The sequence below is a fragment of the Streptomyces rhizosphaerihabitans genome (assembly GCF_025399795.1).
GTDB lineage: Bacteria > Actinomycetota > Actinomycetes > Streptomycetales > Streptomycetaceae > Streptomyces > Streptomyces rhizosphaerihabitans.
The window spans coordinates 100,106-126,247 of the sequence record NZ_JAODTZ010000002.1; the positions used below are offsets into that span (position 1 = coordinate 100,106).

The following is a 26,142-nucleotide window of genomic DNA, read 5'->3' on the forward strand; positions in this document are numbered from 1 at the left end:
CAGACCCCGGGGTGCCGCACCGCGATCCGCCCTGCCCGAAAGCTCCATGGACCCACGAAAACGAGGCCCCCCGACATGTCGTCGTATCCGCTCGCAGCGACAGCCCCGGCCCCGGAGACACCACCTCACACCGGTGGTCTCCTGCTCCTTCTCGACGGCACGGCCGGACTGCTCACGGTCGCCGCCCTCGGTATCGCACTCCTGCTCTTCCTGATCATCAAGGTCAGGCTCCAGCCGTTCGTCGCCCTGCTCGCCGTCTCCATAGCCGTCGGCCTCTCCGCCGGACTCTCGGTCACGGAGCTGTTCGGCACGGTCCAGCGGTCCACCGCGGTGTCGGTCGTCGAGACCGGCATGGGCGGCATCCTCGGCCATGTCGCGATCATCATCGGCCTCGGCACGATGCTCGGGGCGATCCTCGAAGTCAGCGGTGGCGCCGAGGTATTGGCGTCGCGGCTGCTCAACCTCTTCGGGGAGAAGCGGGCCCCGCTCGCCATGGGTCTGACCGGCCTGATCTTCGGCATCCCGGTCTTCTTCGACGTCGGCATCTTCGTCCTCGCGCCGCTCGTCTACGCCGCCGCCAAACGCTCCGGCAAGTCGATCCTGCTCTACTGTCTGCCGCTGCTCGCCGGCCTGTCGATGACCCACGCCTTCCTGCCGCCGCACCCCGGCCCGGTCGCCGCCGCGGGACTGCTGCACGTCCAGCTCGGCTGGGTCATCCTCATGGGCATCGTCTGCGGCATCCCCGCCGTGCTGGCCGCCTGGGTCTACGCCGCCTGGATCGGCAAGCGGATCTTCGTCCCCGTACCGCAGGACATGGTCGAGGCGGCGGCCGAGGCCAAGCGGGCCGTCGTAGCCGAACAGCGGGGTGCGGGCGCCTCCTTGCCGGGTGGGACCGAAAGCCCGCAGGACGGGGCGGAGCCGGACGAGAAGCCGGTGCCGCTCGGCACGGTCCTCGGCATCATCGGTACGCCGCTGGTGCTGATCCTCGCGGCCACCTTCTCCTCGATCGCCCTCGACCCTTCCACCCTGCGTTCGGTCATCGAGTTCTTCGGCAGCCCGTTCGTCGCCCTCACGATCGCGCTGCTCCTCGCCTACTACCTGCTCGGCATCCGGCGCGGCTGGTCCCGCAAGTCCCTTGAGACGGTGTCGACCTCGTCCCTCAAGCCGGTCGGCAACATCCTGCTCGTGGTCGGCGCGGGCGGAATCTTCGGCGCCGTGCTGAAGGCCAGCGGGGTCGCCCAGGCCCTGTCGGACACCTTCAACGACGTCGGCCTCCCGGTGATCGTCCTGGCCTATCTGATCTCCCTGGTCCTGCGGGTCGCCCAGGGTTCGGCGACGGTCGCGATCGTCACCACGGCCGGCATCGTCGCGCCCCTGCTCACCGAAGGGCACCACTCGCAGGCCTTCGTCGCCCTGGTCATCATGGCGATCTCGGCGGGTTCGATCTTCGCCTCGCACGTCAACGACGGCGGCTTCTGGATGGTGGCCAAGTACTTCGGCATCAGCGAGCGCGACACCCTCAGGACCTGGACCGTCCTGGAGTCGGTGCTGTCCGTCACGGGGTTCGCCGTGGCCGCCGTGGTCAGCCTCTTCGTCTAGCCGAGCCCGGCGTCCTCGTACGGCCGCGGTCGGGGGGCTCCCTACGACCGCGGCCGGCTTGATCGCACGGTCGTGATGAGTCTCTTCGTACGGTCGTGAAGAGTCTCTTCGTGTAACAGAGGCATAGCTAAGTGGGGGCTGGCTGTGTCCGACACAGGATCTTCGACCATACTTCCCGCTGTGGAGCAGCGCATAGGTTCGAAGAGCCAGCCCCTGGATGCCGCCGCGGTGAACCCGGCGTACATCCCCGGGCTTACGTCACCCGTGCCGGCGGAGCCGAAGGACGAGGTCGCGGAGACCGAGGAGGCCGCCGCCGAGGGGACCGTCTCCGACGAGACGGTCTCCGACGACGCGGCGTCCGACGAGGCGCCCGCCGCCGAGACCCCGAAGGAGTCCGTGTCCGAAGAGGAGACCGGCTCCGAGGATGAGACCGACTCCGGGACGGAAGCGGAGTCCGGGACCGACCCGGAGTCCGCCACCGACGGTCCCGTCTTCGAGGCCTCCGACCGGCGTGCCTCGATCACGGCCGACCACAGCGGAGTCCGGCTGCGCCTGGACGACCAGGAGGCGGAGTTCCGCTGGGACGAGATCGGCGCCGTGGAGACGGAGTCCCCGCGCTTCGGCAAGCGGTTCACCATCACGGTGCACACGCCGGAGCGCCGCTGGTATCCCCTGGAGATCGAGGCGAACGCCCGAGCACGCTTCAAGGAGTGGGAGGAGCAGCTCGACGCCGTCCTCGACGCCTACTTCGAGGACGGTGACGACACCGGGGCCGTCGAGGCCGACGAGTCCACCGCGGACGCCGACGACGTGACGTCCGTCGCCCCGTCCGAGGCGGCGGACGAGTCCGAGGTGACCGACACGTCCGAGGACGCCGACGCGCCGAGCACGTCCGAGGCGTCCGAGAAGGCCGACCAGGCCGAGACGGAGGCCGAGGCCGAGACCGAGAACGCGGTCGAGAGCAAGGTCGAAAAGCCGTAAGCGGTACGGGGATCCGCGCGCCCGGTCAGGAAGGGCACGCGGATCCCCGGTCACCCGGCCGGACGGGCCGGTGCTGCGCCTAGGCGCAGTACTGGGCCGCCTTGCCGATGGACCGGTACATGCAGTCGGCGTTCTCCAGGAGTTGGAGCACCGCGTCCCGGTTGCGGGAGGTCTCCCGCTCGATGACCTCGTCGGGCGGATAGAAGCCGCCACCGGAGCTGGACGTCGGGTACATCTCGAAGGTGAAGTCGAAGATCTTCTGGGTGCCCCAGAGATAGTCGTCGATCGAGCCGTCCGTGATGTACAGATCACTGGACTGCTCGGCCGTGTAGCCGTTGCTCGCGGCCATCTTCTGGCCGACGGTCTTGAAGGCGTTCGCGTCGTCCGCCGTCATCCCCGTCGCGGTGTCGGATGTGGTGTACCCGAACGGCCACAGCACCAGTTCGCTGTAGGTGTGGAAGTCGATGCCGGCCTTGATCTGCTGCTTGCCGCCGACGATCCGGCCGCGTACGAAGTCGGCGACCACCTTCACCTCGGGCGCGGACTCGGCCGACGCGCCGCGGTAGGTCTCGGAGGACGTGGAGCCCGAAGAGCCGCCGCAGCAGCCGAACTTGTAGTTCCAGTTGCGGTTCAGGTCCGTACCGACGTACGAGGAACCGGAGTTGGGCTGGCGGTTCTTGCGCCACGAGCGGTAGGAGCCGCTCGCGATGTCGTACTCGCCGCCGTCCGGGTTGAGGTCCGGGACGATCCAGATCTCGCGGTTGTTCACCATGCTGGTGACACGGGAGTCGCTGCCGTAGCCGGCCCCGAGTTCGCGCAGCAGATACAGCGCCATCTCCACCGTGAGGTGCTCACGGGCGTGCTGGTGGAAGGTGAGCAGGACCTCGGGCTCGCTCTCGTCGGTCGCGACGTTGTCGCTGACCTTGATGGCGACGATGTCCCGGCCCTGGTACGACTTGCCGATCACCTTCTTGCTCATGATGCCCGGGTAGGCAGCGAGCCGCTGGTCGATCTCCGCGTTCATCTCCGCGTAGTTGTGGTACTTCGAGTCCGCCGTCGGGAAGTCGAAGAGGCGTACGTCGCCCGCGGAGGCGGCACGGTTGGGCGCGGAGCCCAACAGCGAGACGTCGTAGCCCTGTCGGCGCAAGGTGGCGATCTGGTCCGCGCGGCCCGAGACGACGACGGTCTCCTCGTCGGCCTCGTCCACGGTGACGCCCGACCGCTGGATCTGTGTTCGGGACGCGGACGTCGAGCTCGTGTGGATCTCGTACTGCCTGATGTCGTCGGACGAAGGCGCGAGGGCCCTGGCCCCGCTCGCCGTGGCGTCGGTGGCGGTGGCGGTCAGGGGAGCCGCGAGGGCGAGGGCCGCGAGGACGGCGAGGGCGGCGCCGCGCCGGCCGCCTCTGCCCTTGCCGTCGGCGCTGCCGCTGCCACGTGGGCGAAATCGCATGAAGTCTCCTTGTTTCTCCGGAAAATTCCGGGATCTCCGGAATGTAGGGGAGTGGAGCTGGGGGGTGGCTCAAGGCGACGTGCCTGGTGCGGGTGTGGCGCTCATGGTGGGGGTTATGGCATGAGCAGGTCAAGGGACGACAAAGGGCCGTCGGCGGGAACCGGCCGCGCGGAACGGCGCCGGCCCCGTTCGCCGCGACTGCGGCGAACGGGGCCGGATGGAGTACCGCCGGGGAAAGGGTGACGCGGCGGTCCGGAACTACAGCGCGTGCACGTGCGGGCCCACCGCGTTCGACCAGGCGTTGCCCGCCGAGGCGTCCCAGTTGGTCGACCAGGTCATCGCGCCGCGCAGGCCCGGGTAGGCCTTGGAGGGCTTGAACGAACCGCAGTTGGTGAGCTTGGTCAGGCAGTCGAGGGCGTTGTTCACGATGGTCGGGGAGACATAGCCGCTGCCCGCGCCGCTGGTGGAGGCGGGGAGGCCGAGGCCCACCTGGGACGGGGCGAGACCGCCCTCCAGCTGGATGCAGGCGAGCGCCGTCAGGAAGTCGACCGAGCCCTGCGAGTAGACCTTGCCGTCGCAGCCGAGCATCGAACCGCTGTTGTAGTACTGCATGTTGACGACGGTGAGGATGTCCTTGATGTTCAGGGCGGTCTGGAAGTAGGAGTTCGACGTGGACTGCATGTCGATCGTCTGCGGGGCCATCGTGATGACCAGCGACGAGCCCGCCTTCGCGGACAGGGAGCGCAGCGCCTGCGACATGTAGGTCGCGTTGAGACCGTTCTCCAGGTCGATGTCGACGCCGTCGAAGCCGTACGTCTGCATCAGGGAGTAGACGGAGTTGGCGAAGTTCGCGGCCGACGCCGAGTCGCTCACCGAGATGGTGCCGTTCTGGCCGCCGATGGAGATGATGACCTTCTTGCCGGCGGCCTGCTTGGCCTTGATGTCGGCCTTGAACTGGTCGACCGTGTAGCCGCCGAGCCCGGCCGAGTCGAGGGTGAAGCTCACCGCGCCCGGCGTGCTGGTGGCGTCGGCGAAGGCGACGGCGATGATGTCGTACTGCGACTGCACCGCGGAGATCTTCTGGACGGTCGCGCCGTTGTTGAAGTTCTGCCAGTAGCCCGTCACGGCGTGCGCGGGCACGGTCCCGCCGCCCCCGCCACCGCCGGACGCGGCCGTCGTCCCGGTGACGGCCGACGACTTCGCCGACTCACCGGCCGCGTTGGTCGCCGAGACCTGGAAGGAGTACGCCGTGGACGCGGCGAGCCCCGTGACGGTCGCGGAGGTCCCGGTCACCGACTGGACCTTGGAGCCGCCCTGGTAGACGTTGTAGCCGGTCGCGCCCGACACCGTGTTCCAGGCCAGTGAGACGGACGATGAGGTCGTGCCCGACACGGCGAGACCCGCCGGGGTCGCCGGGACCGTCGGGGCCGGGTCGCCGCCACCACCGCCGTCGGGGCCGAACACCGAGAAGTCGTCCGCGAAGTAGGCGGGTTGCCCGTACCAGCCGTGCGTCCAGACAGCCACCGACGTCGTCGAGGCGCCGGTGGTGAAGGTGGTCGTCAGCTGCGTCCAGGTGGTGTTGGGCGTCCAGGTCGACACGTCCGTCGTCCCCGTGCCGGTCACCCCGAGGTAGGTGTAGGACCCTTGCACCCAGGCACTCAGTGTGTACGTCGAATTGGGCTTCACGGCGACGGACTGGGAGCACTGGGCGTAGTCCTGCCCGGCGGGCGTGGCCTTCAGCGCGGCCGAGCCGCCGTGCACCGGCGAGGAGACGGTCGTGCCGCTGCCCGCCGAACAGGTCCAGTTGGTCAGGCCGGACTCGAAGCCGCCGTTCTTGACGTTGTTGATGTCGGCGGCCTGGGCCTGGCCGGCCAGACCGGTGAGCGAGAGAACGGACGCGGTGACGGCGGCGGCGAGGGCTCCCGCCCATCTCCGCCCGGGCATACGGATGACGCGGTCCACTGGGTCCTCCAGGGAGAGGTGGGGGAGGGGGAACGGAACGGTGGCCACCGCCGGTGGATACAAGTTGGTCCAGACCAATCCGGTTGTCAAGTCCCGGGGAGCCCTCAACGCCCTTACTGGCACTTCCAGTTGGCCGACCCGGCTTACTCTCCGTTGATCACGCCCGCACCTTCGGTGAGATGATCTCGGAGATTCGGTGTTGAGCGGGCCATGCCGTGGATATGGTGCTGATGCAAGAGGACGTCACAGTGACGATCTGCGGCCGTATGTGGTCGTCCGTGACGCTCCATGGCGATAAAAGGGGCGATCTGAGGCGGTGGTTGACCACCCCGCCGCAGCGAACGGGGTGTGTGCAGCGTGCCGACCGCGATAGCCGTCACCAGTCCCGATCTGGTGCTCCCGCCGCACGACCGGCAGACCCCGCCGGCGGTCGTCCAGCCGCTCGGCACCCTGGAGAACTCCCTCACCGGGATGCACACGCTCATCGAACAGCACGGGTACGTCATCTCCCTCTATCCGTCCTCCACCGAGAGCGCCGTCACCCAGCGGCTGCACACCGTCCGCTCCGTCCTGGAGAGCGACCGGATCGCGCTGCTCGGCATCGACCTGCCGCCGCTCGGAATCGCCCTGCTGGCCCAGCAGTTGCGCCAGCTCTCCGTCTGCGACTTCAGCCCCGGCGTGCTCGCCTGCGCCGCCCGGCTGCTCGCCCACTACATCTACGCCGGTGCCCTGCTCGGCTCGGTCGCCAAGCTCGACCGGGTCCCGGTCTCGCTGAAGTCGCACGCCAAGTCATGGGTGCCGGGCGCCCAGTTCGCCGTACTCGCCAATCCGCGGCCCGAGCTGGTCAGAGTCGGCCAGGAGGAACTGCCCGGACCGGAGTTCGGCACCCGGCTGCTCTGGGCCGCGGGCCAGCCGCCCTCCGACTGGGTCACCTCGACCCTGGCGCCCGCCTGGCAGGTCCAGGGCGTCGCCACCGTCCCGCTGCCCGAGGAATCGGTCCGCTGGTGGGGGACGTCACGGCTCGTCGAATTCGCCGCCGGACTGTACGACGTCTCCGTCCTCTACCAGCTCGTCTCGTCCGTCCGGCGGGACGAGTGCCGCTGGTGCGGCCTCGAACTCATCGGTGACCGCTGCGGGTTCTGCGCCGCGCCCCTGCCGCCGCCGTCCGCACAAGAGCTTCCGGCCGCCGCCGTCCGGGCAGCCTCTTCGGTACGCGCTCTGCCCCGAGGTGCCACATAGGCCCCCTCGGGCACATCTGAACAGCACCAGGCACGACCGCTCGGCCCCGCCGTCCCCGTAGATCGAGGTTGTCCGGAACATGCTGCATCATCCCGGAGGTCACCCCCCGGATCCCCGGCAGGAACGACAGCCCGGTCAACTCCCCGGTACCGCCCCACGAGGTGAGATTCAGTGAACTCGCGCCAGCGCCGCGGCGTCATCCTGCTGGTCCTCTCGGTCCTGTGCGCCCTCGGCGCCTTCGCCGGAGTCCTCTCGGTGATCCGCGACGTGAACTCCAAGGTCGGCCCGGAGGTCACGGCGTACCGCCTGAAGAGCGACATACCGCCCTACAAGGAGCTGTCGGCCGACCAGTTCGAGAGGATCTCGATGCCCGAGCGGTGGCTGTCGTCCACCGCCGTCACCGACCTCTCCCGCATCCGCGGCAAGATCGCCGTCACCAAGCTGGAGAAGGGCTCCCTGCTGCAGGCCGACATGATCGTCGACAAGCCTCGACTGGCCGCGGGGCAGCAGGAGATCGCCATCATGATCGACGCGTCGACCGGTGTCGCGGGCAAGATCGACCCCGGCTCGCGTGTCAACATCTACGCCACCTTCAAGGCCCAGAACGACAAGGGCAGGGACCAGTCCAAGGTGATCGTCGAGAACGCCCGCGTCATCGACGTCGGCAAACTCACCGCCCTCGACCCCGCCCAGTCCAGCTCCGACCGGCGCAACAGCGCCACCCAGGCCGTCCCCATCACCTTCGCGCTCGGCACCGCCGACGCCCAACGTGTCGCGTACGCCGAATCGTTCGCCGAACACGTCCGGCTCGCCCTGGTCGCCGGCGGCTCCGACACGAGCGTGGCGCCCGGCGACCGTACGTACACCCTCGACGAGGACAAGTAGGAGGCCGCGCATGAGGTCCATGCCCACGGGGCGGTGCAGAGGGTCGCGTACGAGGCCGACGCGCACGGGTCCGGACCGACGGCCGGCGACGTCACCGCACCGGACGCGCGCCGGACGGTACCGGCCACAGGCCGCACCCCGGCACCCCGGGGTGCCGGACCGGTGGTGCGGGGTGCGGCGGGAGGTTCGTGGGGTGCTGGGCTCAGGGTCCGGTGTGCGGCGAGTCCGCGGAATGCCGGACCGGGGCCCCGGTGCGCGGCAGGTCGGGGGGTTGCCGGGCCGGTGGTCCCGGGCGTGGCGGCAGGTTCGCAGGGCGTCGGTCCGGGGGACCGGCGTGCGGTACGCGAGTGAGGGGCTGCGCCGATGACCATCCGTATCCTTCCCGCCGTCGGCGACATCGACTCGGCCCGCGCGCTCACCACCCTGCTGAGCCAGCTCGCCGACACCGAACCCGCCCCGCCCGTACCCGACTCGACGGCCCTCCTCGACACCCTCGCGCGCCTCGCCGCCGAGTCCCTCGACGAGCTCCCCGAAGTGGTCCTGGTCCATGAACGCATAGGTCCCGTACCGGCGTTGGACCTCATCCGCGACCTCGTGATGCGCTTCCCCGCGGTCGGCGTCGTCCTCATCACCGCCGACACCGGCAACAGCGTCCTCACCGCCGCCATGGACTCCGGCGCCCGCGGCATCATCGGCCTGCCCCTCGGCTACGACGCCCTCGCCGAACGCGTCCAGGCCGCCGCCGCCTGGTCCGCGGGCATGCGCCGCCACCTGCACAGCGGCGCGCCCGAGCTGTACGCGGGCCCCGGTGGCACCGTCATCACGGTGACCGGTGCGAAGGGCGGCGTCGGCGCGACCGTCACGGCGGTCCAACTCGCCCTCGCCGCACGGGCGTCCGGCCACAACGTGGCGCTGCTCGACCTGGACCTCCAGTCCGGGGACGTGGCCTCGTACCTCGATGTGCAGTTCCGCCGGTCGGTGGCCGACCTGGCGGCCATCACCGACATCAACCCCCGCATCCTCCAGGACGCCGTCTACACCCACGACAGCGGCATCGCCCTGCTCCTGGCGCCCGCCGAGGGCGAACGGGGCGAGGAGGTCACCGATCGCGTGGCCCGCCAGGTCATCGGCGCGCTGCGCTCCCGTCACGACGTGGTGGTCGTCGACTGCGGCTCCCAGATGAACTCGGCCACCGCGGCGGCCGTCGAGATGGCCGACCAGGCCCTGCTCCTCGTCACCCCCGACGTCATCGCCGTACGGGCCGCCAAACGCATGGTCCGTATGTGGGACCGCCTGCAGATCCGCAAGGCGGAGGAGACCACGACGGTCGTGAACCGCTTCGCCCGCGGTACGGAGATCCAGCCGTCCCTCGTCGAACGCGTCACCGGCACCAAGGTCGCCCGCTCCGCGGTGCCCGCCGCCTTCAAGGAACTCCAGTCGGTCGTCGACGCGGGGCGGCTGCAGGACCTGGACGCCCGCTCGACCGTCAAACAGGCGCTGTGGACACTCGCCGCGGAGCTGGGTCTCGTGGTCCCCCAGGAAGGCGGGGGCGGCGGCAGGCGGCGCAAGGCGTCCGCGTCGGACCGGGGCGCGCTCTCGCTCCGCCGGCGGGGCGGCGACCGGGGAGCGGTCACCCTCGAATTCGCCGGGATGTTCCCGCTGCTGCTCGTCGTCATGACGATCCTGTGGCAGTGCGTGCTGTACGGCTACTCGTACTCGCTGGCCGGGAACGCGGCGGACGAGGCGGCACGGGCCGCCACCGCCGCGTACGCGGTGCACGGCGACGTCCCGGGCGCGTGCACGGCGGCCGGGAGCAGGCATCTGCCGGGCTCCTGGAAGGACGCGGGCATCGACTGCGGCGTCGCGGGCCCCGTCATGCGGGCCACCGTCGAGGTCGACGTCCCGCTGTTCTTCCCGGGCTTCGACGCGGGCTTCCACGTACGGGGCACCGCGGGCGCGGCGCTGGAGGGGGACGACGGATGAGGACGTACCTCCGGCACGGCATACGCGCCTCGCACGCCCTCAGCCGCGCGCACCGGTCGGCCCCCACGGCCGGTCTTCACGCCACTACCGGGGTCCGGGCCGTGACCGGGCCGCGTGCCGCCACAGGTTTCCGCGCCGTGACCGGGCGCCGCGCCACGGGCGAGGGCCGGGCGGCGACCGAGGGCCGCGCCCTGACCGGGCCTCGAGCCGTGGCCGAGGGCCGGGTCGTGCCCCGGACCCAGCCCATGACCGGGCGCCGCGCGGCGCCCGAGGGCCGTGCCGCGACCGGGGTCCGGGCCGTGACCGAGGGCCGTGCCACGTCCGGGCGCCGTGCCGTGACCGGGCGCCGCCCGGCGGGCGGGTTCCGTGGCGCGCGGCGGCTCCGGGGGGACCGGGGTGTCTCCATCCTGGAGTTCGTCGGGTTCCTGCCCATCCTGCTGCTCATCGGGATGGCGGTCATCCAGCTCGGTCTCATCGGGTACGGCGCCAACCAGGCCGGTTCCGGGGCGCGGGCCGCCGCGCGGGTCGCCTCGCAGGGCGGCGACGGCGGGGCGGCGGGACAGGCCGCCGTGAGCGGATGGCTCAATCCGCGGGTCCCGCCGCCCGCAAAGGGCCCCGACCTCACCACCGCGACGGTCACGGTCCACGTCCCCGGCGTCATCCCCCTCTTCCCCGGCTACGACCTGACCCGCCGCGCCACCATGCCCACCGACGACTGACCGGGAGGAGCCGACACCATGAGCCTGCGTTCCCGTATCGCGGCCCCCGACGAGGGGGGGCCCGCCCGTGAGGACGGACACCTCGTCGCCGTCTACCGGGCCAAACTCCTCGAAGAGATCGACCTCGCCGAGATGTCCAGCCTGGCGGCGGCCGAACGCCGGGTCCGGCTCGAACGCGTCCTCGGCCACATCATCAGCCGCGAGGGCCCGGTCCTCTCCACCGCCGAACGCTCCCAGCTGATCCGCCGGGTCGTCGACGAGGCCCTCGGGCTCGGCGTCCTCGAACCCCTCCTCGCGGACGCGTCCATCACCGAGATCATGGTCAACGGCCCGGACTCGATCTTCGTGGAGCGAGCCGGCCGCGTCGAACAGCTGCCGCTGCGCTTCGCCTCCAACGAGCAGCTCATGCAGACCATCGAACGCATCGTCTCGACGGTCAACCGCCGCGTCGACGAGTCCAACCCGATGGTCGACGCCCGCCTGCCCACCGGCGAGCGGGTCAACGTCATCATTCCGCCGCTCGCCCTGACCGGCCCCACCCTCACCATCCGCCGCTTCCCCCGCGCGTACACGCTCCCGGAGCTGATCGGTCTCGGCTCCCTCGACGAGCAGACGCTCATGCTGCTCGCCGCCTTCGTCCGGGCCCGCTTCAACGTCATCGTCAGCGGCGGCACCGGCAGCGGGAAGACCACCCTGCTGAACGCGCTCTCCGGCCTGATCCCGTCCCACGAGCGCATCATCACCATCGAGGACTCCGCCGAACTCCAGCTCCAGCAGGAGCACGTCATCCGCCTCGAATCGCGCCCCCCGAACGTGGAGGGCAAGGGCCAGATCACCATTCGCGACCTGGTCCGCAACTCGCTGCGCATGCGCCCCGACCGCATCATCGTCGGCGAGGTCCGAGGCGGCGAGACCCTCGACATGCTCCAGGCCATGTCGACCGGCCACGACGGCTCGCTCGCCACCGTCCACGCGAACTCCGCCGAGGACGCCCTCATGCGCCTCCAGACCCTCGGTTCGATGTCCGAGGTCCAGATCCCCTTCGAGGCGCTCAAGGACCAGATCAACTCCGCCGTCGAGGTCGTCGTCCAGCTGTCCCGGCACGCCGACGGCTCCCGCAAGGTCACGGAGGTCGCGCTGCTCGTCTCGCACGGCCGCGAGCAGTTCCGCGTCACCCCCGTCACCCGGTTCGTGCCCCGCCCGGTCGGCCCCGACCGCGTCGTCCGGGGCCACTTCGAGCACCTCCCGCTCCCGCGCTCGGTCGCGGAGAAGCTGTACGTCGCCAACGAGCCGCTGCCGCCCGCCTTCGGCGTCGCCGAGGCCATCGACGTACTCAACACCAGGCAGGCGATCGGATGACATCCCCCACCTCCGGGTTCCGCACTTCCGGGTTGTCCGCCTCCGGGCCGTCCACTTCCGGGTCGTCCGTCCCCGGGTCCCCCACCTCCGGGTCCCCCACCTCCGGGTCCCCCACCTCCGGGTCGTCCGTCCCCGGGTCCCCCGCCTCCGGGCCGCCCGCCCCCGGGTTCCCCACCTCTGGGTTCCCCACCTCTGGGTCCCCCGCCCCCGAAGGGAGGCAGCCGTGAACGACCCCGCGCTCCTCGCCCTCGGCGGGACGCTCCTCGGCGGCACACTCGCCGTCGCGGGCGTGCACTCCTACGCCTCGGGCCGCGCCCAGCGACGGGATCTGGTCGACCGCCTCTCCGGTGGCGGCCCGTCGCACATGGCGGGCCGCCGTGTCCGCCGCTTCGCGGGCATCGACCGCCGGCTGCGCCGCACCCGCCTCGGCCGCACGATCCACCTGCGCCTGACGGCCACCGGACTCGACGTCACGGCGGGGGAGTTCTTCACCTACGTCGCCACCGTGGTCGTCGCCCTGTGGCTGATCGCGGCCGCCACGCTCGCCCCGTTCTTCGGCCCGATCGCCGCCGTCCTCGGCGTGTGGAGCGCGGCCATCTTCCTCAACTGGCAGCGCCAGAAGCGCATCGAGGCGTTCATCAACCAACTCCCCGACGTGGCACGCCTGCTGGCCAACGCGACGGCGGCGGGCCTCGCCCTGCGGACGGCGCTCGCCATGGCGGCGGAAGAGCTGGAGGCCCCGGCGGGCGAGGAACTCGCGCATGTGGCGGACCAGTTGATGTTGGGCCGTACCATCGACGACGCCCTCGGCGAGCTCTCCGAGCGCCTGCCCTCCCGTGAGCTGATCGTCCTCGTCACGACCCTCGTCCTCGCCAACAAGGCGGGCGGCTCCGTCGTCAGCTCCCTGCGCAACCTCACCCAGACCCTGGAGGACAGGAAGGAGACCCGCCGCGAGGTCCGCACGATGCTCTCCGAGGTCAACGCGACCGCCTTCACGGTCCCCTTCCTCGGCATCGGCTCGCTGGTCCTGATCAACTCCTCGAACGAGGGAGCCCTCGCCCGCGTCACCGGCTCCCCGCTGGGCCAGGGCCTGGTGCTGCTGGCCCTCGGCCTCTACACCGTGGGCTTCTTCGTCATCCGCCGGCTCGGCAAGATCGAAGTGTGAGGGAGGGGTCACGTTGCTGCCGCTGCTGCTCGCCGTCCTGATGGGTGCGGCCGTCGCGGGCGTCCTCCTGGGCGTCCGGATGATCCGCGCCGACGTCAAACTCCCCAGCGATCTCCAGCTCGCCCTGGAGGTCGGCGGCACCCGTGTCTCCGCCGCGGACTCGGCCGTCGACCGCCTCGGCATGCGCTTCGCGCCGACCGTCCTGCGCCTGATGGGTCCCCGGCGCGTGGACGCCAAACGCCGCCGCATCGACATGGCGGGCAACCCCGGCGGCATGACGCTGAACCGCTACGCGGCCCGCCGCGCGGTCTACGGCGTCTTCGGCGTCGTCCTCGGCCTGGTCTTCCTCTCCAACGGTCAGCTCCTCTTCGCCGTGCTCACCCTCGCCTTCGGCCTGGTCGCCGCGGACGCCCTCATCTGGCAGGCCGTCCGCGAACGCAAGGAGGTCATCGACCGCACCCTGCCCGACTTCCTCGACGTCCTCGCGGTCGTCGTCTCGGCGGGCCTCGGCTTCCGCCAGGCCCTGGACCGCGTCGCGGAGAAGTACGAGGGGCCCTGGGCCGACGAACTGCGCATCACCCTGCGCCAGATGGACATGGGCGTCAGCCGCCGCCAGGCCTTCGACGAGCTCCGCAGGCGCAACTCCTCCGAGCAGGTGGCCCAGTTCGTCTCGGCCCTCCAGCAGGGCGAGGAACTCGGCTCCCCGATCGCCGAGACCCTCATCCAGCTCGCCACGGACATGCGCCGCACCGACGCCCAGAACGCCCGCCGCCGCGCCGCCAAGACCATCCCCAAGGCCACGATGGTCACCCTCGTCTTCATGCTCCCGGCCACGATGATCCTCATCGCGACGGGCATGTTCCTGGGCTCGGGGACGAACTTCGGCTCGATCCTGGGGCGCTGATGAACGCCTTCCTGAGCGGTTGTGCGCACACGGGCCGAGAGGCCCGACGGCGGTGCTCCCTGTTCACGCGAAGCCGCGAACGGGGCACCGGCTACCTCGCGGACGACGCCCCAGCCCCCGGCGGCATCCGCCTCCAGCTCAACGCCCTCCAGGCCCTGTGCCGTCAGGCCTTCGCCGTCCGCCTCGCGGCCATCGCGGTCGGCGCCCCCTTCGCGATGTCGAACGCCACGGACGGCCTCGCCCGCTACGCCGTCCTGGCCGCGGCCGTCCTCGGCGTCATGGGCTCCTACGCCATGCTCCGGGACTGGGACCGCTTCGGCCCCCGGCTCCTGGCCCACCCGACCCTGATGGGCCTCGACCTCACCTTCGGCGCGGTCCTGCTCCTGACCGCGTCCCCGGCCTCCCCCCTCGCCTACGCCACGGTCTGCACCCCGCTCCTCTCGGGCCTGCTCTACGGCTGGCGCGGCGCGGGCGTCTTCACCGGCTTCCAACTCGTCGTCCTGCTCACGGTGTTCAGGGCCTGGGAGCACCGGCCGGGCGCGGGCGCCAACACCCTCCTCATCGCGGGCTTCTGCGTCGGCGCCGGCATCATCGGCGTGACCCTGCGCAATCTGATGTTCCGCTTCGGCACGGCGAGCCAGGCCCTGTCCGAGGCGACCAGCAGACTCGCCGTCGCGGAGGCGGTGGAGTCCGAACGGGCCCGCCTGGCACGCGAGATGCACGACTCGGTGGCCAAGACGCTGCACGGCCTCGCACTCGCGGCGGAGGCCCTGGCCGCGTCGGCGGACGGCGCGGACCCGCGGGCGCTCAAACGCCAGGCGACGGTCGTCGCCGACGCGGCGCGCCGCGCCGCCGCGGAGTCCCGCACGCTCCTGTCGGACCTGCGGCGCCACACTGATCTGACCGCCCCGGACAGCGACCTCCTGCCGGAACTCGGTTCCATGGCAACGGACTTCGAGGCTCGAACCGGCCTTCCCACCGCCGTACGACACCGGGGCACGGACCCGGTCCTGCCCTGCAGTGCGGCCCACCACGTCCTCGCGATCGTGTCCGAGGCCCTGGAGAACGCCCACCGGCACGCGGGCGCCAGCGCGGTGACGGTCGAACTCGACGTGTCGGCACACGGGTTCTCGCTGCGCGTAGGTGACGACGGCGTGGGCCTGCCGACGGCCATGACCCCCGCCATGCTCGCCGCCTGGACGAGATCCGGCCATTTCGGCCTGCTCGGCATGACCGAACGGGCCGCCTGCGTCGGTGGCCTCATCGCCCTGGACCGATCCCCGCAAGGGGGCACCGAGGTCCGGCTGACCTTCCCGCTCCCGTCGGCCGCCCTTCCCTCTCCCCCCACTCTCCAAGAGGAGGCCGCACATGCCTGACCAGGCACTTTCCGGCCCGCCCCTGCGTGTCCTCGTTGCCGACGACAACCCGGTCGTACGGGCCGGCCTGACCGCGCTGCTGGACGCGCACCCCGACATCGCCGTCGTCGCGGCGGCCCGGGACGGCGCGGAGGCACTGGCGTACGCCGCCCGCCTGATCCCGGACGTGGTCCTGCTCGACGTGCGCATGCCGGGCACGGACGGCCTCACCGCGCTGCCCGAACTGTGCCGGATCGCCCCGGTGATGATGCTGACGTACAGCCGTGAACCCGAGGTCGTGGCGGAAGCCCTGCGCAGAGGAGCCTCCGGCTATCTCGTCCATGGCGAGTTCACGGCGGCCGAACTGATCGCCGCCGTTCGGGACGTTCGCCATCGACCTCCGACTGTCCCGGATTCAATCGGACTTTCGCACCAACCGCCCTCTTTCTCTTCGCATCTGCAATCAACTGTGGCACAGTCTTCGGAGGTTCGGCCCGTACCAGCGGCGGGACTTCACCGTCATGCCGTCCATCGGCCCGACTTCGGCCTGAGTTCAAGGGAGGTGGAGGTGATGGACCTCATCGCGGCCGGCATGAACAACCGCCAGATCGCCGCCACCTGCTTCATCGCTGAGAAGACCGTCAAGAATCACATCAATCGCATCTTCGCGAAGCTGCACAGTTCTTCGCGCAGCGAAGCGATCGCCCACTGGCTGGGCACCACCCGCGAGGGGTGGAGCCGATGACTCCACAGCCGAGAAGTTGGGCCCCTGGGCCCACCCGGAGTAGGCGACTTCTCACGTACGGTGCTCGGGTCGTTAGTGGCGTCGGGTGGGAGGGCAGTCCTGATGAACAGGTTCACCATGTGGACACGAACGGTGATCTCCCGGACGCGGGGCACGAACCGGGACGCGGGAGCGGGGTTCGTGGAGTACGCGGGCCTGATGATCATCATCGCGGGGATCTTCACCATGATCGATGGCCTGGGGCTGGACGGCGCGATCTCGGGAGCGATCATGAACGCGGTCAACAACGTCATCGGCGGAGGCTGACCCACGCGCGTTCGCGCGATGACAGGGGGCAGACCCTCCCCATCTACATCTGGCTGACGGGGATTCTGCTCTTCGCCGCGTTCGCCTTCTTCGCCTTCGCCCAAGCAGCGTCCGCCCGGAATGGAGCTCAATCCGCGGCGGACGCTTCGGCGTTGGCAGCGGCACAGAATGCTCGGGACGAGTTGATGGACCGTCTGGCCGCCGCTGTCGGCAAGGACGACAACTGGCTGGGCTGGCTGAACGGCGATCAGGAGGCCGTCGGGGCCGGAGTGGGCGCCGCAGCCCAGCAACTGGCCGCTGCGAACAACTCCAGCCTTCAAGGTGTTCAGTTCGTCACGAGGAACGGCTACCCCGGGTACCAGGCCGACATCCTCACGAACTACACCGTCGGCCGCTCCATCATCCCGGGCACCGAGGGCAAACACGCGAAGGCCCATGCCGTCGCCGTGATTCAGCCGCGCTGCGATTTCGATCCGGCCGCGGATCCGAAGAAGCCCGTCGAACTCGACTGTGGCGGGGAGACCGTGAACATCGACCCCGGAGACTTCAACCCGGACGACCTGCCGGACGCGTCGGTGCTGTTCTCCGTGCACCTGGCCGAGTGAGAGGAAGCCGTACCGATGGACTTTCGGCACACCAGGAAGGGCCGTACGGCGCTGAGCTCGGTGGCCATCACGGCTGGGCTGCTCCTCACGGTGGTCGGCTGCGGCGGGGGAGGCGATGGGACGTCCGACAAGGGGGCCTCGTCACCGTCGACGCCCGTCAAGAGCAGCAGTGGCGGCGGCAAGGAGGAATCTCAGTCACCCGAGGCCGATGCGGTGCTCGCTGAGGTCAAGGGCCAGAACGGCTTGGTGCTCGATGTCACCTCTGCCAAGCGCGATGGCGGCGGGTTCGTGACGGTTGAAGGAACGGTCACCAACAACACGGACTCGCTCTGGGTCGCGGCCGATTGGCGCGGTGACGAGAAGGAGCTGGCGAGAAACGGTGGATCCATCGCCGGCGCCAACTTGATCGACCAGAAGGGCAAGAAGAAGTACCTCATCCTCCGGGACACCTCGGGCCGCTGTCTGTGCACGCAGTTCACCGGCGGCGTCCGCCAGGGTGCGACCGCCCAATGGTTCGCCCAGTTCCCCGCACCCCCCGCCGACACCACCGCCGTCGACTTCCAGGTCGGCTCCATGCCCCCCGCCTCCATCGAGATCTCCGAGGGCTGAGCCATGGCCCTCCCGCCCCGCGGCGCCGCGACGACGTTCACGGCCCTCGCCGTGCTGATCACCCTCGGCCTTCCGGGTCCCGCGTACGCGGACGACGGCGACCCCAGCGCCCCGCCCGGCAGCGTCACCACTCCTTCGCCCCCCGAAGTCGACGCCACCAGCCCGGGGCTCAAGCTCGCCGACGGGGCGACGCTGGCGCCCGCCAAGGTGCTGGACATCAAGTCGGTCGTGGAGGACCTCGGAGGTGAGGAGCGCCGGGAGGACACCAACTCGGATGTGACGTTCGCGCTCCAGGCGGAGGTCCTCTTCCCCAAGGACAGCTCGAAGCTGAACGCGGACTCCCAGTCCCGTATCCAGGCGATCGCGGACGAGATCAAGGCGCAGCACGCGACGACCGTCCGGGTCTTCGGATTCACCGACAACCTCGGCTCGTACGCGCACGGTCTGACCCTCTCCAAGAACCGCGCGGAACAGGTGCACGACCGGCTGGCCGCCGCGCTCGGCTCCGCGGAGGCGGACATCACCTTCGAGGTGCGGGGCTACAGCGAGGACTACCCGATCGCCGACAACACCTCGGAACAGGGCCGCCGCAAGAACCGCCGCGTGGAGGTGACCTTCCCGAGGGGCCCGGCCGGCGGGAACAACGCCTGACGCGCGCGTCACCTTCTCCGGTGCCCGGCCTCCTGGCAGCATTCCTCCGACGAACGGGTCGCGCACGAGGTCGATGGAGTCCGCCATGAGGAAAATCGTGTTGATGATGTCGGTGTCGCTCGACGGATTCTTCGAGGGCCCGAACCGCGAGATCGACTGGCACCGGGTCAACTCCGAGATGCTCCAGCACTTCAACGAGGAGATCAGGCAGTTCGGCGCCCTGCTGAGCGGGCGGGTGACGCACGAGCTGATGGCCGCGTACTGGCCGACGGCCGACAAGGACCCGGGGATCGGCCCGGAGATGGCCGAGTTCGCCGCGATCTGGCGGAACATGCCCAAAGTGGTGTTCTCCCGGACGCTCAAGCACGCCGACTGGCACACCACGGTCGTACCGGAGGTCGTGCCCGAGGAGATCCGGGCGCTCAAGGCGCAGCCGGGCGGAGACATCGGTCTCGGGGGAGCCGATCTCGCCGCGGAGTTCCTGCGGCACGACCTCGTGGACCAGTTCAGGCTGTACGTCCACCCCGTGCTGATCGGGCGCGGAAAGCGGCTCTTCCCGGAGTCAGAGGCCCCGACCGGGCTCCGCCTCATCGAGACGCGGGAGTTCGCCAACGGCGTCGTGCTCCTGCGCTACGCGCTCGACCACGCCGCTGATACCTCCGCCGACACCGGCGCCGGCACCGCCGGTGCCTCCGGCTCTCATGACACGTAAAGCGGTTGTTCATGCCCCGGTGGCCTGGGTAGGAAGGCCGCATGACGTCACTCGGTGTTGTCTTCCGGCCCCAACTTTCCCCCGAGCGGCTGCGCGCCCTGGCTCGCGAGGCGGAGGAAGCGGGTCTCGAGGAACTGTGGCTGTGGGAGGACTGTTTCCTCGAAGGGGGCATCTCCGCCGCCGCGGCCGCACTCGCCTGGACCGAGCGCCTGCGGGTGGGAGTGGGACTGCTGCCCGTCCCGCTGCGCAATGTCGCCGTAACCGCGATGGAGGCCGCCACCCTGCACCGGCTGTTCCCCGGGCGAGCCGTCCTCGCGGTCGGCCACGGTGTCCAGGAGTGGATGGGACAGGTCGGGGCGCGGGCCGAGTCGCCCCTGACGTTGCTGCGGGAGCACCTCGACGCGCTGCGCGCCCTGTTGCGCGGCGAGCGCGTGACCACCGACGGGCGGTACGTGAAGCTCGACGGCGTCGCCCTCGACTGGCCGCCCGCCGAGGCGCCCGAGGTCCTCACCGGTGCCACCGGGCCCCGTACACTCCGCCTCGCCGGTGAGGCCGCCGACGGCACCGTCCTCACCGCCTCGACCACCGTCGACGGGGTACGGCAGGCACTCCGGCTCATCGAGGAGGGACGGCGGGCGGCCGGACGGACGGCCGGACACCACCGGGTGGTCGTCTATCTGCGCACCGCCACCGGGGCGGACGCCGCCGCCCGGCTGCGCGCCGAGATCGAGGCCGACGGCGAGGACCCCGTCCCGGAACACGGCGTCGCGGGCGACGCGGACACCGTCGCCAAGGCCGTCCAGCGGCTCGCGGACGCCGGCGCCGACACGGTGGTCCTCCAGCCCACCGCCGACGAGCCGGACCCCGAGGGGTTCGTCCGCTTCGCGGCCGAGCAGGTGCGCCCGCTGCTCGCCCAGGACCCGCCCGGTCGGTCATGACGCAGGAGACCGACTGTCCCGGCCGGTCAGTCAGGCCGGTGATCCCCCGTTCCCCCGTCGATCAGCTCCCGCACGATGTCCATGTGACCCGCGTGCCGTGCCGTCTCCTCGATCATGTGGACCAGCACCCAGCGCAACGAGACCGTCCGGCCGTTCCCCGTCGTGCCCACGTCGTCGAGCGTCAGCTCGGTGACGGTCCGGTCGGCGGCGGTGCGGGCGCGGCCGTAGAACTCGACGATCCGCTCCGTCGTCTCGTCCTGGCCCGCGCTCATGTCCTCGTCGGAGAAGGGGTCGAACCACAGCGGCTCGACCTCGCGGCCGAAGGCCGAGCAGAACCAGCCGTACTCGACGGACGCGAGGTGTTTCACCAGCCCGAGCAGATTGGTGCCGGACGGGGTCATCACCCGTCTGACCTGTTCGTCGTCCAGGCCCTGGAGCTTCCACAGCACGACGTCCCGATGCCGGTCGAGACTGGCGTGCAGGGTTTCCTTCTCGCCGCCGGTGTACGGCGTCGGCGTGGTTCCCGGATTCGTAGGCATGCCCGGAACGTAGCAGCGGCCACTGACATCACCCGCCCGGGAAATCACATCGCCCCGAGACCGCGTCCGTTGCGAGAATCGCCCCATGAGCACCGCGCGCACCTTCGAAGACCTCGTCGCCGAAGCCGAGACGGCGTCCGTCGACGGCTGGGACTTCTCCTGGTTCGAGGGCCGGGCCACCGAGGAGCGGCCCTCGTGGGGGTACGCGCGGGCGATGGGGGAGCGGCTGGCCCGCGCGCGCGGCGCCCTCGACATCCAGACGGGCGGCGGGGAGGTCCTGAACTCCGCCCCGAAGCTGCCCGCGCTCACCGTCGCCACCGAGGGCTGGCCGCCGAACGTCGCGAAGGCCACCGCCCTGCTCCACCCCCGGGGCGCCGTGGTGGTCGCCTGCCCGGAGGACGCGCCGCTGCCGTTCGCGGCCGGGGCCTTCGACCTGGTCACCAGTCGGCACCCGGTGGCGACGTACTGGGACGAGATCGCTCGCGTGCTGTGCCCCGGCGGCGCCTATTTCTCCCAGCAGGTCGGTCCCGCGAGCGTCTTCGAGCTCGTCGAGTACTTCCTCGGCCCGCAGCCTGAGGAGGTCAGGAACGGCCGCGACCCGGGCCTCGCCCGCGCCGCCGCCGAGGCCGCCGGGCTCGACGTCGTCGATCTGCGCTCGGAGCGGCTGCGCATGGAGTTCCACGACGTCGGCGCCGTCGTCCACTTCCTGCGCAAGGTGATCTGGATGGTCCCGGGCTTCACCGTCGACGCCTACCGGCAAAGGCTCCGCGCCCTGCACGAACAGATCGAGACGCAGGGCCCGTTCGTCGCACACAGCGCCCGGTTCCTGATCGAGGCACGCAAGCCCCGGGGGACCGCAGATCCGCAGGACTAGCTACCACACAGGCCCCGGGGGACCGCAGACCCGCAGGCCCAGCCACCGCGCGAGCGTCCCGCGACCACGCCGCGGGCCTGCTGTCGGTCCTACGACTCCGCGACCACGCCCGCGGTCCGCCGTCAGCCACACGACCCCGCGGCCAGGCAAGCGGCCCCACCGTCACCCACGCACCCCTGCCGTCGCAGACGCACCCCTGCCGTCACGCATGCGGCCCCGACGTCACTTTCCCCACCACCAACTCCGGTGTCGCCTCCAGGATTTCGCCCACCCGTTCCGCCTGTCGTGCCAACTCCCTCTCCTGTGCCGCTGTCAGCCGTACCAGCGGGTCCACGGTGACCGTCGTGCGGCGTCCGCTGCGCCGCTGGTGCCAGACCCCGGACACCACGCCGTCGACGAGCAGCACCGGATGGTTCCCCGCCTGGCCGCCGGCCAGCGCCCGCTCGTAGGCGGCCCCGGGGAACAGCAGTTCACGCGGCCGGCAGCCGATGCCGTACGCGTCGAAGTACGGCAACAGCCGGACTCCGCGCGCCGGTTCACCCGGGAAGTCGGTGTCGCCCGCCGCCACCCACGCCGGTCCGCCCGCGAAGTCGACCTCTTCGATCACCCCGGCGTCGGCCAGCGCGGCGAACAGGTCGCGGGCCCAGCCCCGGGGAGCCGCCGCCCACTGGGCGAAGTGCGCTGCCGTCGCCGGACCGTAGGCGCGCAGATGCCGGCGTACGAGCAGGGAGAGTGCCTCGTCGGCGGCCATCGGCCGGAAGTGCGGAGGCCGGGTGTACGTCACCTTGCGCCCCCGGTTGGGGCCGAGGCACAGGACGCCCCGCTGGCCCGCCCGGTGCATCACCTGCCGCCACCGCGGCCACATCCCCTGGAACGCGGGCATCACCAGGTCCCCGGCCCACGTTCCGGTGCGCGCCACTACCGCCTCGCTCAGCTCGTCGATGGTCAGCGAGGTGCCGGCCAGGGCGTCGGCGATCGCGGCGACGACCTCGTCGGCCTGCGCCGCGGTCATCCGCGCATCTTGCGCGAAGGGGCTCGGACCGGTCGGAATCGCCGTCAAAGCGGCGGTCCAGAAGGAGAGCCCGGTGGCCGACAGCAGATGAAGGGTGCCGCGCGGGCCGTACGTCTTCACCAGCGAGCGCTCCTCCCACAGTGCCGCGCGGACGTCCGCCCGGGTCACGCCCTCGGCCCGTACGCCCACCGACACCTCTGCCGCCGACAGCACCTGCGCGTGGGCGCCGAGCATCGCGCCGACCACCTCGGCGACCGGTGTCCCGGCCCGCGCGGGAACGGACAGGAACTGCCGTTCCAGGCGCCGGGCGCTCGCCTCGTCCCATGTGATCCTCAAGGTCATACGGCCGACGCTAGAAGGGAAAGAGGTCAGTTCCTGTCCGCTGTGCGGAGCCCCGGCGACGCGCGCAACGCGGGCGAGCGGGGTGATCCATGCAGGCCCGAGCAGATTGACCGAAAGCATCCCATTGAGGGGTGCTCGGAGTGAGATGTCCGTCCGGATGGCGGACGAGGAGCCCGCTGGGGGCCTCGGGGTGTGCGGCACATCCACACGGGTTTTCCACATCGTTATCGAGCGCGTGTCGCCCTGGATGTTTGGCTCACGTAAGTTCAGACCAAGGTAATTCGCGTGAGCAAAGCTGCGCGTGTGGCACCGCGCAGCGGAGGGGGCTGCGCGGTGCTGCCTTGCCCGGTGACGTGCTGTCAGCCGCCCTGGACCGTGATCCGCGTCCCGCGCCGCACTCCCCATCGCCGCATCGCCCCGGCCTCCGCCTCCAGGACCTGCCGGGCTCGCGGCCGTGGCAGTCCCAGCCGGCCCGGACGCATCGTGCGCACCGCCAGGACTCGTGACGACCGGTCCAGATAGGCGACGTCGATCGCGAACCGCATCCCCAGTGTGTGCACCGAGTTCGCCGGTGTCAGCAGCAGTGCGCCCTCGATCCCCGAGCGCCCGAGCAGTCCCCGCCGCCGGGCGCGCGCCGTCGCGGCGAGCTCCAGGGGCACCGGCTCGGGTGTCCCTCGCGTCGTGTCCGTCGTGAACGTGGCCATGGGTGCGAAGTTAGCGGTGGAGTCAAGCGGGAGCGCGCCACGCGGATCACTCGCCCGGAGTACGTGGGGACAAGTCGGTGCCACGCCCCACAAGCGGGCGCAGACCCATTGGATCTCTCCCGATCCTCCTCGATTCCCTTTGAATCAGCTGTGATTCGGCCATGATCACACCCGGAATCGATGGTTCCGTGCTCACCGCGGCGTCGCTGGGCGACTTCGGAGAGTAGTTGTGGCACGCGGATGCACACAGCATCACTTACGAAGGGTTATGGTGGAAACCCCCCCTCGGGCCGGTCCGTCTCCCCCCCACGGACCGGCCCGTTTTTTGTGCCCGCGACGGCCCGCCCGGCAGGCGCCCCCGTGCGCCCCCCCGAGGGTCCGCCCCGCGCGGTCCGGGATTCCGGTGACTCAGTGCCGCTGGGCCCAGATGTTCGTGCCCTGTGTCGACACCGCGAACGTGTCGATCTCCTTCAGCTCCTCGTTCGTGAGCTCCGGTGCGGCCAGCGCCGCCAGGTTCTCCTCCAGCTGCCGCACGCTGGACGCGCCGATGAGGGCGGAGGTCATCCGCTGGTCGCGCAGCACCCAGGTGAGCGCGAGCTGGGCGAGCGACTGGCCCCGCCGGGCCGCGATGCCGTTCAGCCCGTTCAGCCGGCGTGCGACGTCCTCGCTCAGCAGGTCCGGGTCCAGTGACTTGCCCTGGGTGGCGCGCGAGCCCTCCGGGATGCCCTGGAGGTACTTGCCCGTCAGCAGGCCCTGCGCGAGCGGCGCGAAGGAGATGCAGCCCATGCCGGCCGCCTCCAGCGTGTCGAGCAGGCTGTCGTCCTCGGTCCAGCGGTTGAGCATCGAGTACGAGGGCTGGTGGATGAGCGGACGGACACCCATCCCGGTGAGGATCCGGGCCGCCTCCGCGGTCTGCTCGCTGGTGTACGAGGAGACGCCGACGTAGAGCGCCTTGCCCTGCTGGACGGCGGACGCGAGCGCGCCCATCGTCTCCTCCAGCGGGGTGTCCGGGTCGAAGCGGTGCGAGTAGAAGATGTCGACGTGGTCGACGCCCATCCGCCGCAGCGAGGCGTCGAGGGAGGACAATAGGTACTTGCGGGAGCCCCACTCGCCGTAGGGACCCGGGTGCATGAGGTAGCCCGCCTTGGTCGAGATGACCAGCTCGTCCCGGTAGGGGGCGAAGTCCTCCTTCAGCAGCCTGCCGAAGTTGATCTCCGCCGAGCCGGGCGGCGGCCCGTAGTTGTTGGCGAGGTCGAAGTGGGTGACGCCGAGATCGAACGCGCGGCGCAGGATCGCGCGCTGGGAGTCCAGTGAGCGGTCGTCGCCGAAGTTGTGCCACAGGCCGAGCGAGATCGCGGGCAGCTTGAGGCCGCTGCGGCCCGTACGCCGGTATTCCATCGAGTCGTACCGCTCCGTTGCGGCCCGGTACAGAGAGGGGTCGTTCATGAGGACGAACCTATGTCAGGGCGCACGGGCCCCTCGGCAGCTCCCGCGTTTCACGGGGGTAGGCTTCGCCCCGGGGGATCGTCATATGGACAGGGACCGTGCTCGGGCGCGGCTGTCCGATCCGCACGGAGGGGCTGACAACACGTGACCTTGCGCGACAACCTGCGCCGTCTGCTGGTCAGGTTCTATGCACGCAGGGTGGAAGGCCACCTCGACCACGACCAGGTGCCCAAGCACATCGGCGTCATCATGGACGGCAACCGACGCTGGGCGAAGGCGGCGGGTTCCACCACCGCCCAGGGCCACCGGGCCGGAGCCGACAAGATCGGGGAGTTCCTCGGCTGGTGCTCCGAGACCGATGTCGAGGTCGTCACCCTCTGGCTGCTGTCCACCGACAACTTCGACCGCCCGCAGGAGGAGCTCGGTCCGCTCCTCGGCATCATCGAGGGCGTCGTCCGCACGCTGGCGGCCGACGGCCGCTGGCGGGTGCACCACGTCGGGACGCGGGACATCCTGCCCTCCCCGATGCAGTCGGCCCTCAAGGAGGCCGAGGAGGCCACCGCGCACGTCGAGGGGATAGTCGTCAACGTCGCCATCGGCTACGGCGGTCGCCAGGAGATCGCCGACGCCGTGCGCTCGATGATCCTCGACGCCGCCGACAAGGGCACCTCGATGGAGGACCTCGCGGACCGCGTCGACGTCGACCTCATCGGCAAGCACCTCTACACCGGCGCCCAGCCCGATCCCGACCTGGTGATCCGCACCAGCGGTGAACAGCGGCTGTCCGGATTCATGCTCTGGCAGACCGCGCACTCCGAGTACTACTTCTGCGAAGTCTTCTGGCCCGCCTTCCGGAAGGTCGACTTCCTTCGCGCCCTGCGTGACTACGCGGCGCGACACCGCCGTTACGGAGGCTGAATTCCAGGGTGCCCCGCGTCACCCGGGGCACCCTGCGGGGACGTACGTCATCGGGAGTTAACGAACGCGCCGTCATATGCCCTGGCATGGCTTCGCTCGTTCGAGGGCATAAGCCTTGCAGGTCGACGCCCGAACCACGG

The 26,142-nt window shown here is 70.6% G+C and carries 25 protein-coding genes; 19 read left to right on the plus strand and 6 right to left on the minus strand.

What is annotated here, in order from left to right; genetic code table 11:
- Nucleotides 1-75: 75 nt before the first annotated feature.
- The gene (locus N4G66_RS02490; RefSeq protein ID WP_261702232.1) at nt 76-1,599 is read left to right on the plus strand and encodes a GntP family permease; all 1,524 of its coding nucleotides are present in this window, start codon (nt 76-78) and stop codon (nt 1,597-1,599) included.
- A 180-nt stretch (nt 1,600-1,779) separates the two neighbouring features.
- A complete protein-coding gene (locus N4G66_RS02495; protein ID WP_261702233.1) occupies nt 1,780-2,580 on the plus strand; it encodes a hypothetical protein in 801 nt (266 codons plus the stop codon).
- 79 nt (nt 2,581-2,659) lie between these two features.
- Here the strand turns inward: N4G66_RS02495 and N4G66_RS02500 are convergent, their stop codons facing one another.
- Complete coding sequence (locus tag N4G66_RS02500; protein WP_261702234.1) at nt 2,660-4,030, minus strand: M14 family metallopeptidase; 1,371 nt, start codon at nt 4,028-4,030, stop codon at nt 2,660-2,662.
- A 258-nt stretch (nt 4,031-4,288) separates the two neighbouring features.
- Nucleotides 4,289-5,974, minus strand: coding sequence for a chitinase (locus tag N4G66_RS02505; protein ID WP_261702436.1), 1,686 nt, complete (start codon nt 5,972-5,974; stop codon nt 4,289-4,291).
- A gap of 375 nt (nt 5,975-6,349) precedes the next feature.
- Between N4G66_RS02505 and N4G66_RS02510 the strand changes: the two genes are divergently transcribed.
- The 15 genes from N4G66_RS02510 (at nt 6,350) to N4G66_RS02580 (ending at nt 20,167) form a co-directional block, all read left to right on the plus strand.
- On the plus strand, nt 6,350-7,231 hold the full coding sequence (locus N4G66_RS02510; RefSeq protein ID WP_261702235.1) for a hypothetical protein: 882 nt from the start codon (nt 6,350-6,352) through the stop codon (nt 7,229-7,231).
- 171 nt (nt 7,232-7,402) lie between these two features.
- Nucleotides 7,403-8,116, plus strand: coding sequence for a Flp pilus assembly protein CpaB (gene cpaB / locus N4G66_RS02515; RefSeq protein WP_261702236.1), 714 nt, complete (start codon nt 7,403-7,405; stop codon nt 8,114-8,116).
- A gap of 363 nt (nt 8,117-8,479) precedes the next feature.
- Entirely contained in the window at nt 8,480-10,099 is a 1,620-nt protein-coding gene (locus tag N4G66_RS02520; RefSeq protein WP_261702237.1) for an AAA family ATPase, read from the plus strand.
- A gap of 137 nt (nt 10,100-10,236) precedes the next feature.
- On the plus strand, nt 10,237-10,818 hold the full coding sequence (locus N4G66_RS02525) for a TadE family protein (protein WP_261702238.1): 582 nt from the start codon (nt 10,237-10,239) through the stop codon (nt 10,816-10,818).
- 18 nt (nt 10,819-10,836) lie between these two features.
- Nucleotides 10,837-12,177, plus strand: a complete 1,341-nt coding sequence (locus N4G66_RS02530) for a CpaF family protein (protein WP_261702239.1) — start codon at nt 10,837-10,839, stop codon at nt 12,175-12,177.
- 223 nt (nt 12,178-12,400) lie between these two features.
- Nucleotides 12,401-13,342, plus strand: a complete 942-nt coding sequence (locus tag N4G66_RS02535; RefSeq protein ID WP_261702240.1) for a type II secretion system F family protein — start codon at nt 12,401-12,403, stop codon at nt 13,340-13,342.
- A gap of 13 nt (nt 13,343-13,355) precedes the next feature.
- A complete protein-coding gene (locus tag N4G66_RS02540; RefSeq protein WP_261702241.1) occupies nt 13,356-14,246 on the plus strand; it encodes a type II secretion system F family protein in 891 nt (296 codons plus the stop codon).
- Nucleotides 14,246-15,622 carry a sensor histidine kinase gene (locus N4G66_RS02545; RefSeq protein ID WP_261702242.1) on the plus strand — a complete coding sequence of 459 codons (1,377 nt, stop codon included), beginning with the start codon at nt 14,246-14,248 and terminating at the stop codon, nt 15,620-15,622. The genes N4G66_RS02540 and N4G66_RS02545 overlap by 1 nt, the downstream gene beginning before the upstream one ends.
- On the plus strand, nt 15,615-16,346 hold the full coding sequence (locus N4G66_RS02550; protein WP_261702243.1) for a response regulator transcription factor: 732 nt from the start codon (nt 15,615-15,617) through the stop codon (nt 16,344-16,346). Before N4G66_RS02545 ends, N4G66_RS02550 begins: the two co-directional genes overlap by 8 nt.
- A gap of 117 nt (nt 16,347-16,463) precedes the next feature.
- Complete coding sequence (locus N4G66_RS02555) at nt 16,464-16,652, plus strand: hypothetical protein (RefSeq protein ID WP_391858741.1); 189 nt, start codon at nt 16,464-16,466, stop codon at nt 16,650-16,652.
- Nucleotides 16,649-17,257, plus strand: a complete 609-nt coding sequence (locus N4G66_RS02560) for a pilus assembly protein TadG-related protein (protein ID WP_261702437.1) — start codon at nt 16,649-16,651, stop codon at nt 17,255-17,257. Before N4G66_RS02555 ends, N4G66_RS02560 begins: the two co-directional genes overlap by 4 nt.
- A 15-nt stretch (nt 17,258-17,272) precedes the next feature.
- A complete protein-coding gene (locus tag N4G66_RS02565) occupies nt 17,273-17,866 on the plus strand; it encodes a hypothetical protein (protein WP_261702245.1) in 594 nt (197 codons plus the stop codon).
- Nucleotides 17,867-17,869: 3 nt separating this feature from the next.
- Entirely contained in the window at nt 17,870-18,517 is a 648-nt protein-coding gene (locus N4G66_RS02570) for an OmpA family protein (RefSeq protein ID WP_261702246.1), read from the plus strand.
- 85 nt (nt 18,518-18,602) lie between these two features.
- The gene (locus tag N4G66_RS02575; RefSeq protein WP_261702247.1) at nt 18,603-19,229 is read left to right on the plus strand and encodes a dihydrofolate reductase family protein; all 627 of its coding nucleotides are present in this window, start codon (nt 18,603-18,605) and stop codon (nt 19,227-19,229) included.
- Between the two features lie 41 nt (nt 19,230-19,270).
- A complete protein-coding gene (locus N4G66_RS02580; protein WP_261702248.1) occupies nt 19,271-20,167 on the plus strand; it encodes an LLM class flavin-dependent oxidoreductase in 897 nt (298 codons plus the stop codon).
- A gap of 26 nt (nt 20,168-20,193) precedes the next feature.
- Here the strand turns inward: N4G66_RS02580 and N4G66_RS02585 are convergent, their stop codons facing one another.
- Nucleotides 20,194-20,706 (minus strand): DinB family protein, encoded by a 513-nt coding sequence (locus N4G66_RS02585; protein ID WP_261702249.1) that lies wholly within the window; start codon nt 20,704-20,706, stop codon nt 20,194-20,196.
- An 85-nt stretch (nt 20,707-20,791) separates the two neighbouring features.
- Between N4G66_RS02585 and N4G66_RS02590 the strand changes: the two genes are divergently transcribed.
- Nucleotides 20,792-21,580: a class I SAM-dependent methyltransferase gene (locus tag N4G66_RS02590; protein ID WP_261702250.1), complete on the plus strand. Its 789-nt coding sequence runs from the start codon at nt 20,792-20,794 to the stop codon at nt 21,578-21,580.
- A gap of 202 nt (nt 21,581-21,782) precedes the next feature.
- Here the strand turns inward: N4G66_RS02590 and N4G66_RS02595 are convergent, their stop codons facing one another.
- The 3 genes from N4G66_RS02595 to mgrA form a co-directional block, all read right to left on the minus strand.
- On the minus strand, nt 21,783-22,934 hold the full coding sequence (locus tag N4G66_RS02595; RefSeq protein WP_261702251.1) for a winged helix DNA-binding domain-containing protein: 1,152 nt from the start codon (nt 22,932-22,934) through the stop codon (nt 21,783-21,785).
- Nucleotides 22,935-23,293: 359 nt separating this feature from the next.
- Entirely contained in the window at nt 23,294-23,638 is a 345-nt protein-coding gene (locus N4G66_RS02600) for a DUF192 domain-containing protein (protein ID WP_261702252.1), read from the minus strand.
- Between the two features lie 408 nt (nt 23,639-24,046).
- Nucleotides 24,047-25,084, minus strand: a complete 1,038-nt coding sequence (gene mgrA / locus N4G66_RS02605) for an L-glyceraldehyde 3-phosphate reductase (RefSeq protein ID WP_261702253.1) — start codon at nt 25,082-25,084, stop codon at nt 24,047-24,049.
- Between the two features lie 144 nt (nt 25,085-25,228).
- On the opposite strand from mgrA, the gene N4G66_RS02610 reads away from it, so the two are divergent.
- Complete coding sequence (locus tag N4G66_RS02610) at nt 25,229-26,002, plus strand: isoprenyl transferase (RefSeq protein ID WP_261702254.1); 774 nt, start codon at nt 25,229-25,231, stop codon at nt 26,000-26,002.
- The last annotated feature ends 140 nt before the right edge of the window (nt 26,003-26,142 follow it).

Coding starts and splice junctions, on each gene's coding strand:
- N4G66_RS02490 (WP_261702232.1), top strand. CDS start 76: ATGTCGTCGTATCCGCTCGCAGCGACAGCCCCGGCCCCGGAGACACCA.
- N4G66_RS02500 (WP_261702234.1), bottom strand. CDS start 4,030: ATGCGATTTCGCCCACGTGGCAGCGGCAGCGCCGACGGCAAGGGCAGA.
- N4G66_RS02505 (WP_261702436.1), bottom strand. CDS start 5,974: ATGCCCGGGCGGAGATGGGCGGGAGCCCTCGCCGCCGCCGTCACCGCG.
- N4G66_RS02520 (WP_261702237.1), top strand. CDS start 8,480: ATGACCATCCGTATCCTTCCCGCCGTCGGCGACATCGACTCGGCCCGC.
- N4G66_RS02530 (WP_261702239.1), top strand. CDS start 10,837: ATGAGCCTGCGTTCCCGTATCGCGGCCCCCGACGAGGGGGGGCCCGCC.
- N4G66_RS02545 (WP_261702242.1), top strand. CDS start 14,246: ATGAACGCCTTCCTGAGCGGTTGTGCGCACACGGGCCGAGAGGCCCGA.
- N4G66_RS02550 (WP_261702243.1), top strand. CDS start 15,615: ATGCCTGACCAGGCACTTTCCGGCCCGCCCCTGCGTGTCCTCGTTGCC.
- N4G66_RS02555 (WP_391858741.1), top strand. CDS start 16,464: ATGTGGACACGAACGGTGATCTCCCGGACGCGGGGCACGAACCGGGAC.
- N4G66_RS02565 (WP_261702245.1), top strand. CDS start 17,273: ATGGACTTTCGGCACACCAGGAAGGGCCGTACGGCGCTGAGCTCGGTG.
- N4G66_RS02570 (WP_261702246.1), top strand. CDS start 17,870: ATGGCCCTCCCGCCCCGCGGCGCCGCGACGACGTTCACGGCCCTCGCC.
- N4G66_RS02575 (WP_261702247.1), top strand. CDS start 18,603: ATGAGGAAAATCGTGTTGATGATGTCGGTGTCGCTCGACGGATTCTTC.
- N4G66_RS02580 (WP_261702248.1), top strand. CDS start 19,271: ATGACGTCACTCGGTGTTGTCTTCCGGCCCCAACTTTCCCCCGAGCGG.
- N4G66_RS02585 (WP_261702249.1), bottom strand. CDS start 20,706: ATGCCTACGAATCCGGGAACCACGCCGACGCCGTACACCGGCGGCGAG.
- N4G66_RS02590 (WP_261702250.1), top strand. CDS start 20,792: ATGAGCACCGCGCGCACCTTCGAAGACCTCGTCGCCGAAGCCGAGACG.
- N4G66_RS02595 (WP_261702251.1), bottom strand. CDS start 22,934: ATGACCTTGAGGATCACATGGGACGAGGCGAGCGCCCGGCGCCTGGAA.
- N4G66_RS02600 (WP_261702252.1), bottom strand. CDS start 23,638: ATGGCCACGTTCACGACGGACACGACGCGAGGGACACCCGAGCCGGTG.
- mgrA (WP_261702253.1), bottom strand. CDS start 25,084: ATGAACGACCCCTCTCTGTACCGGGCCGCAACGGAGCGGTACGACTCG.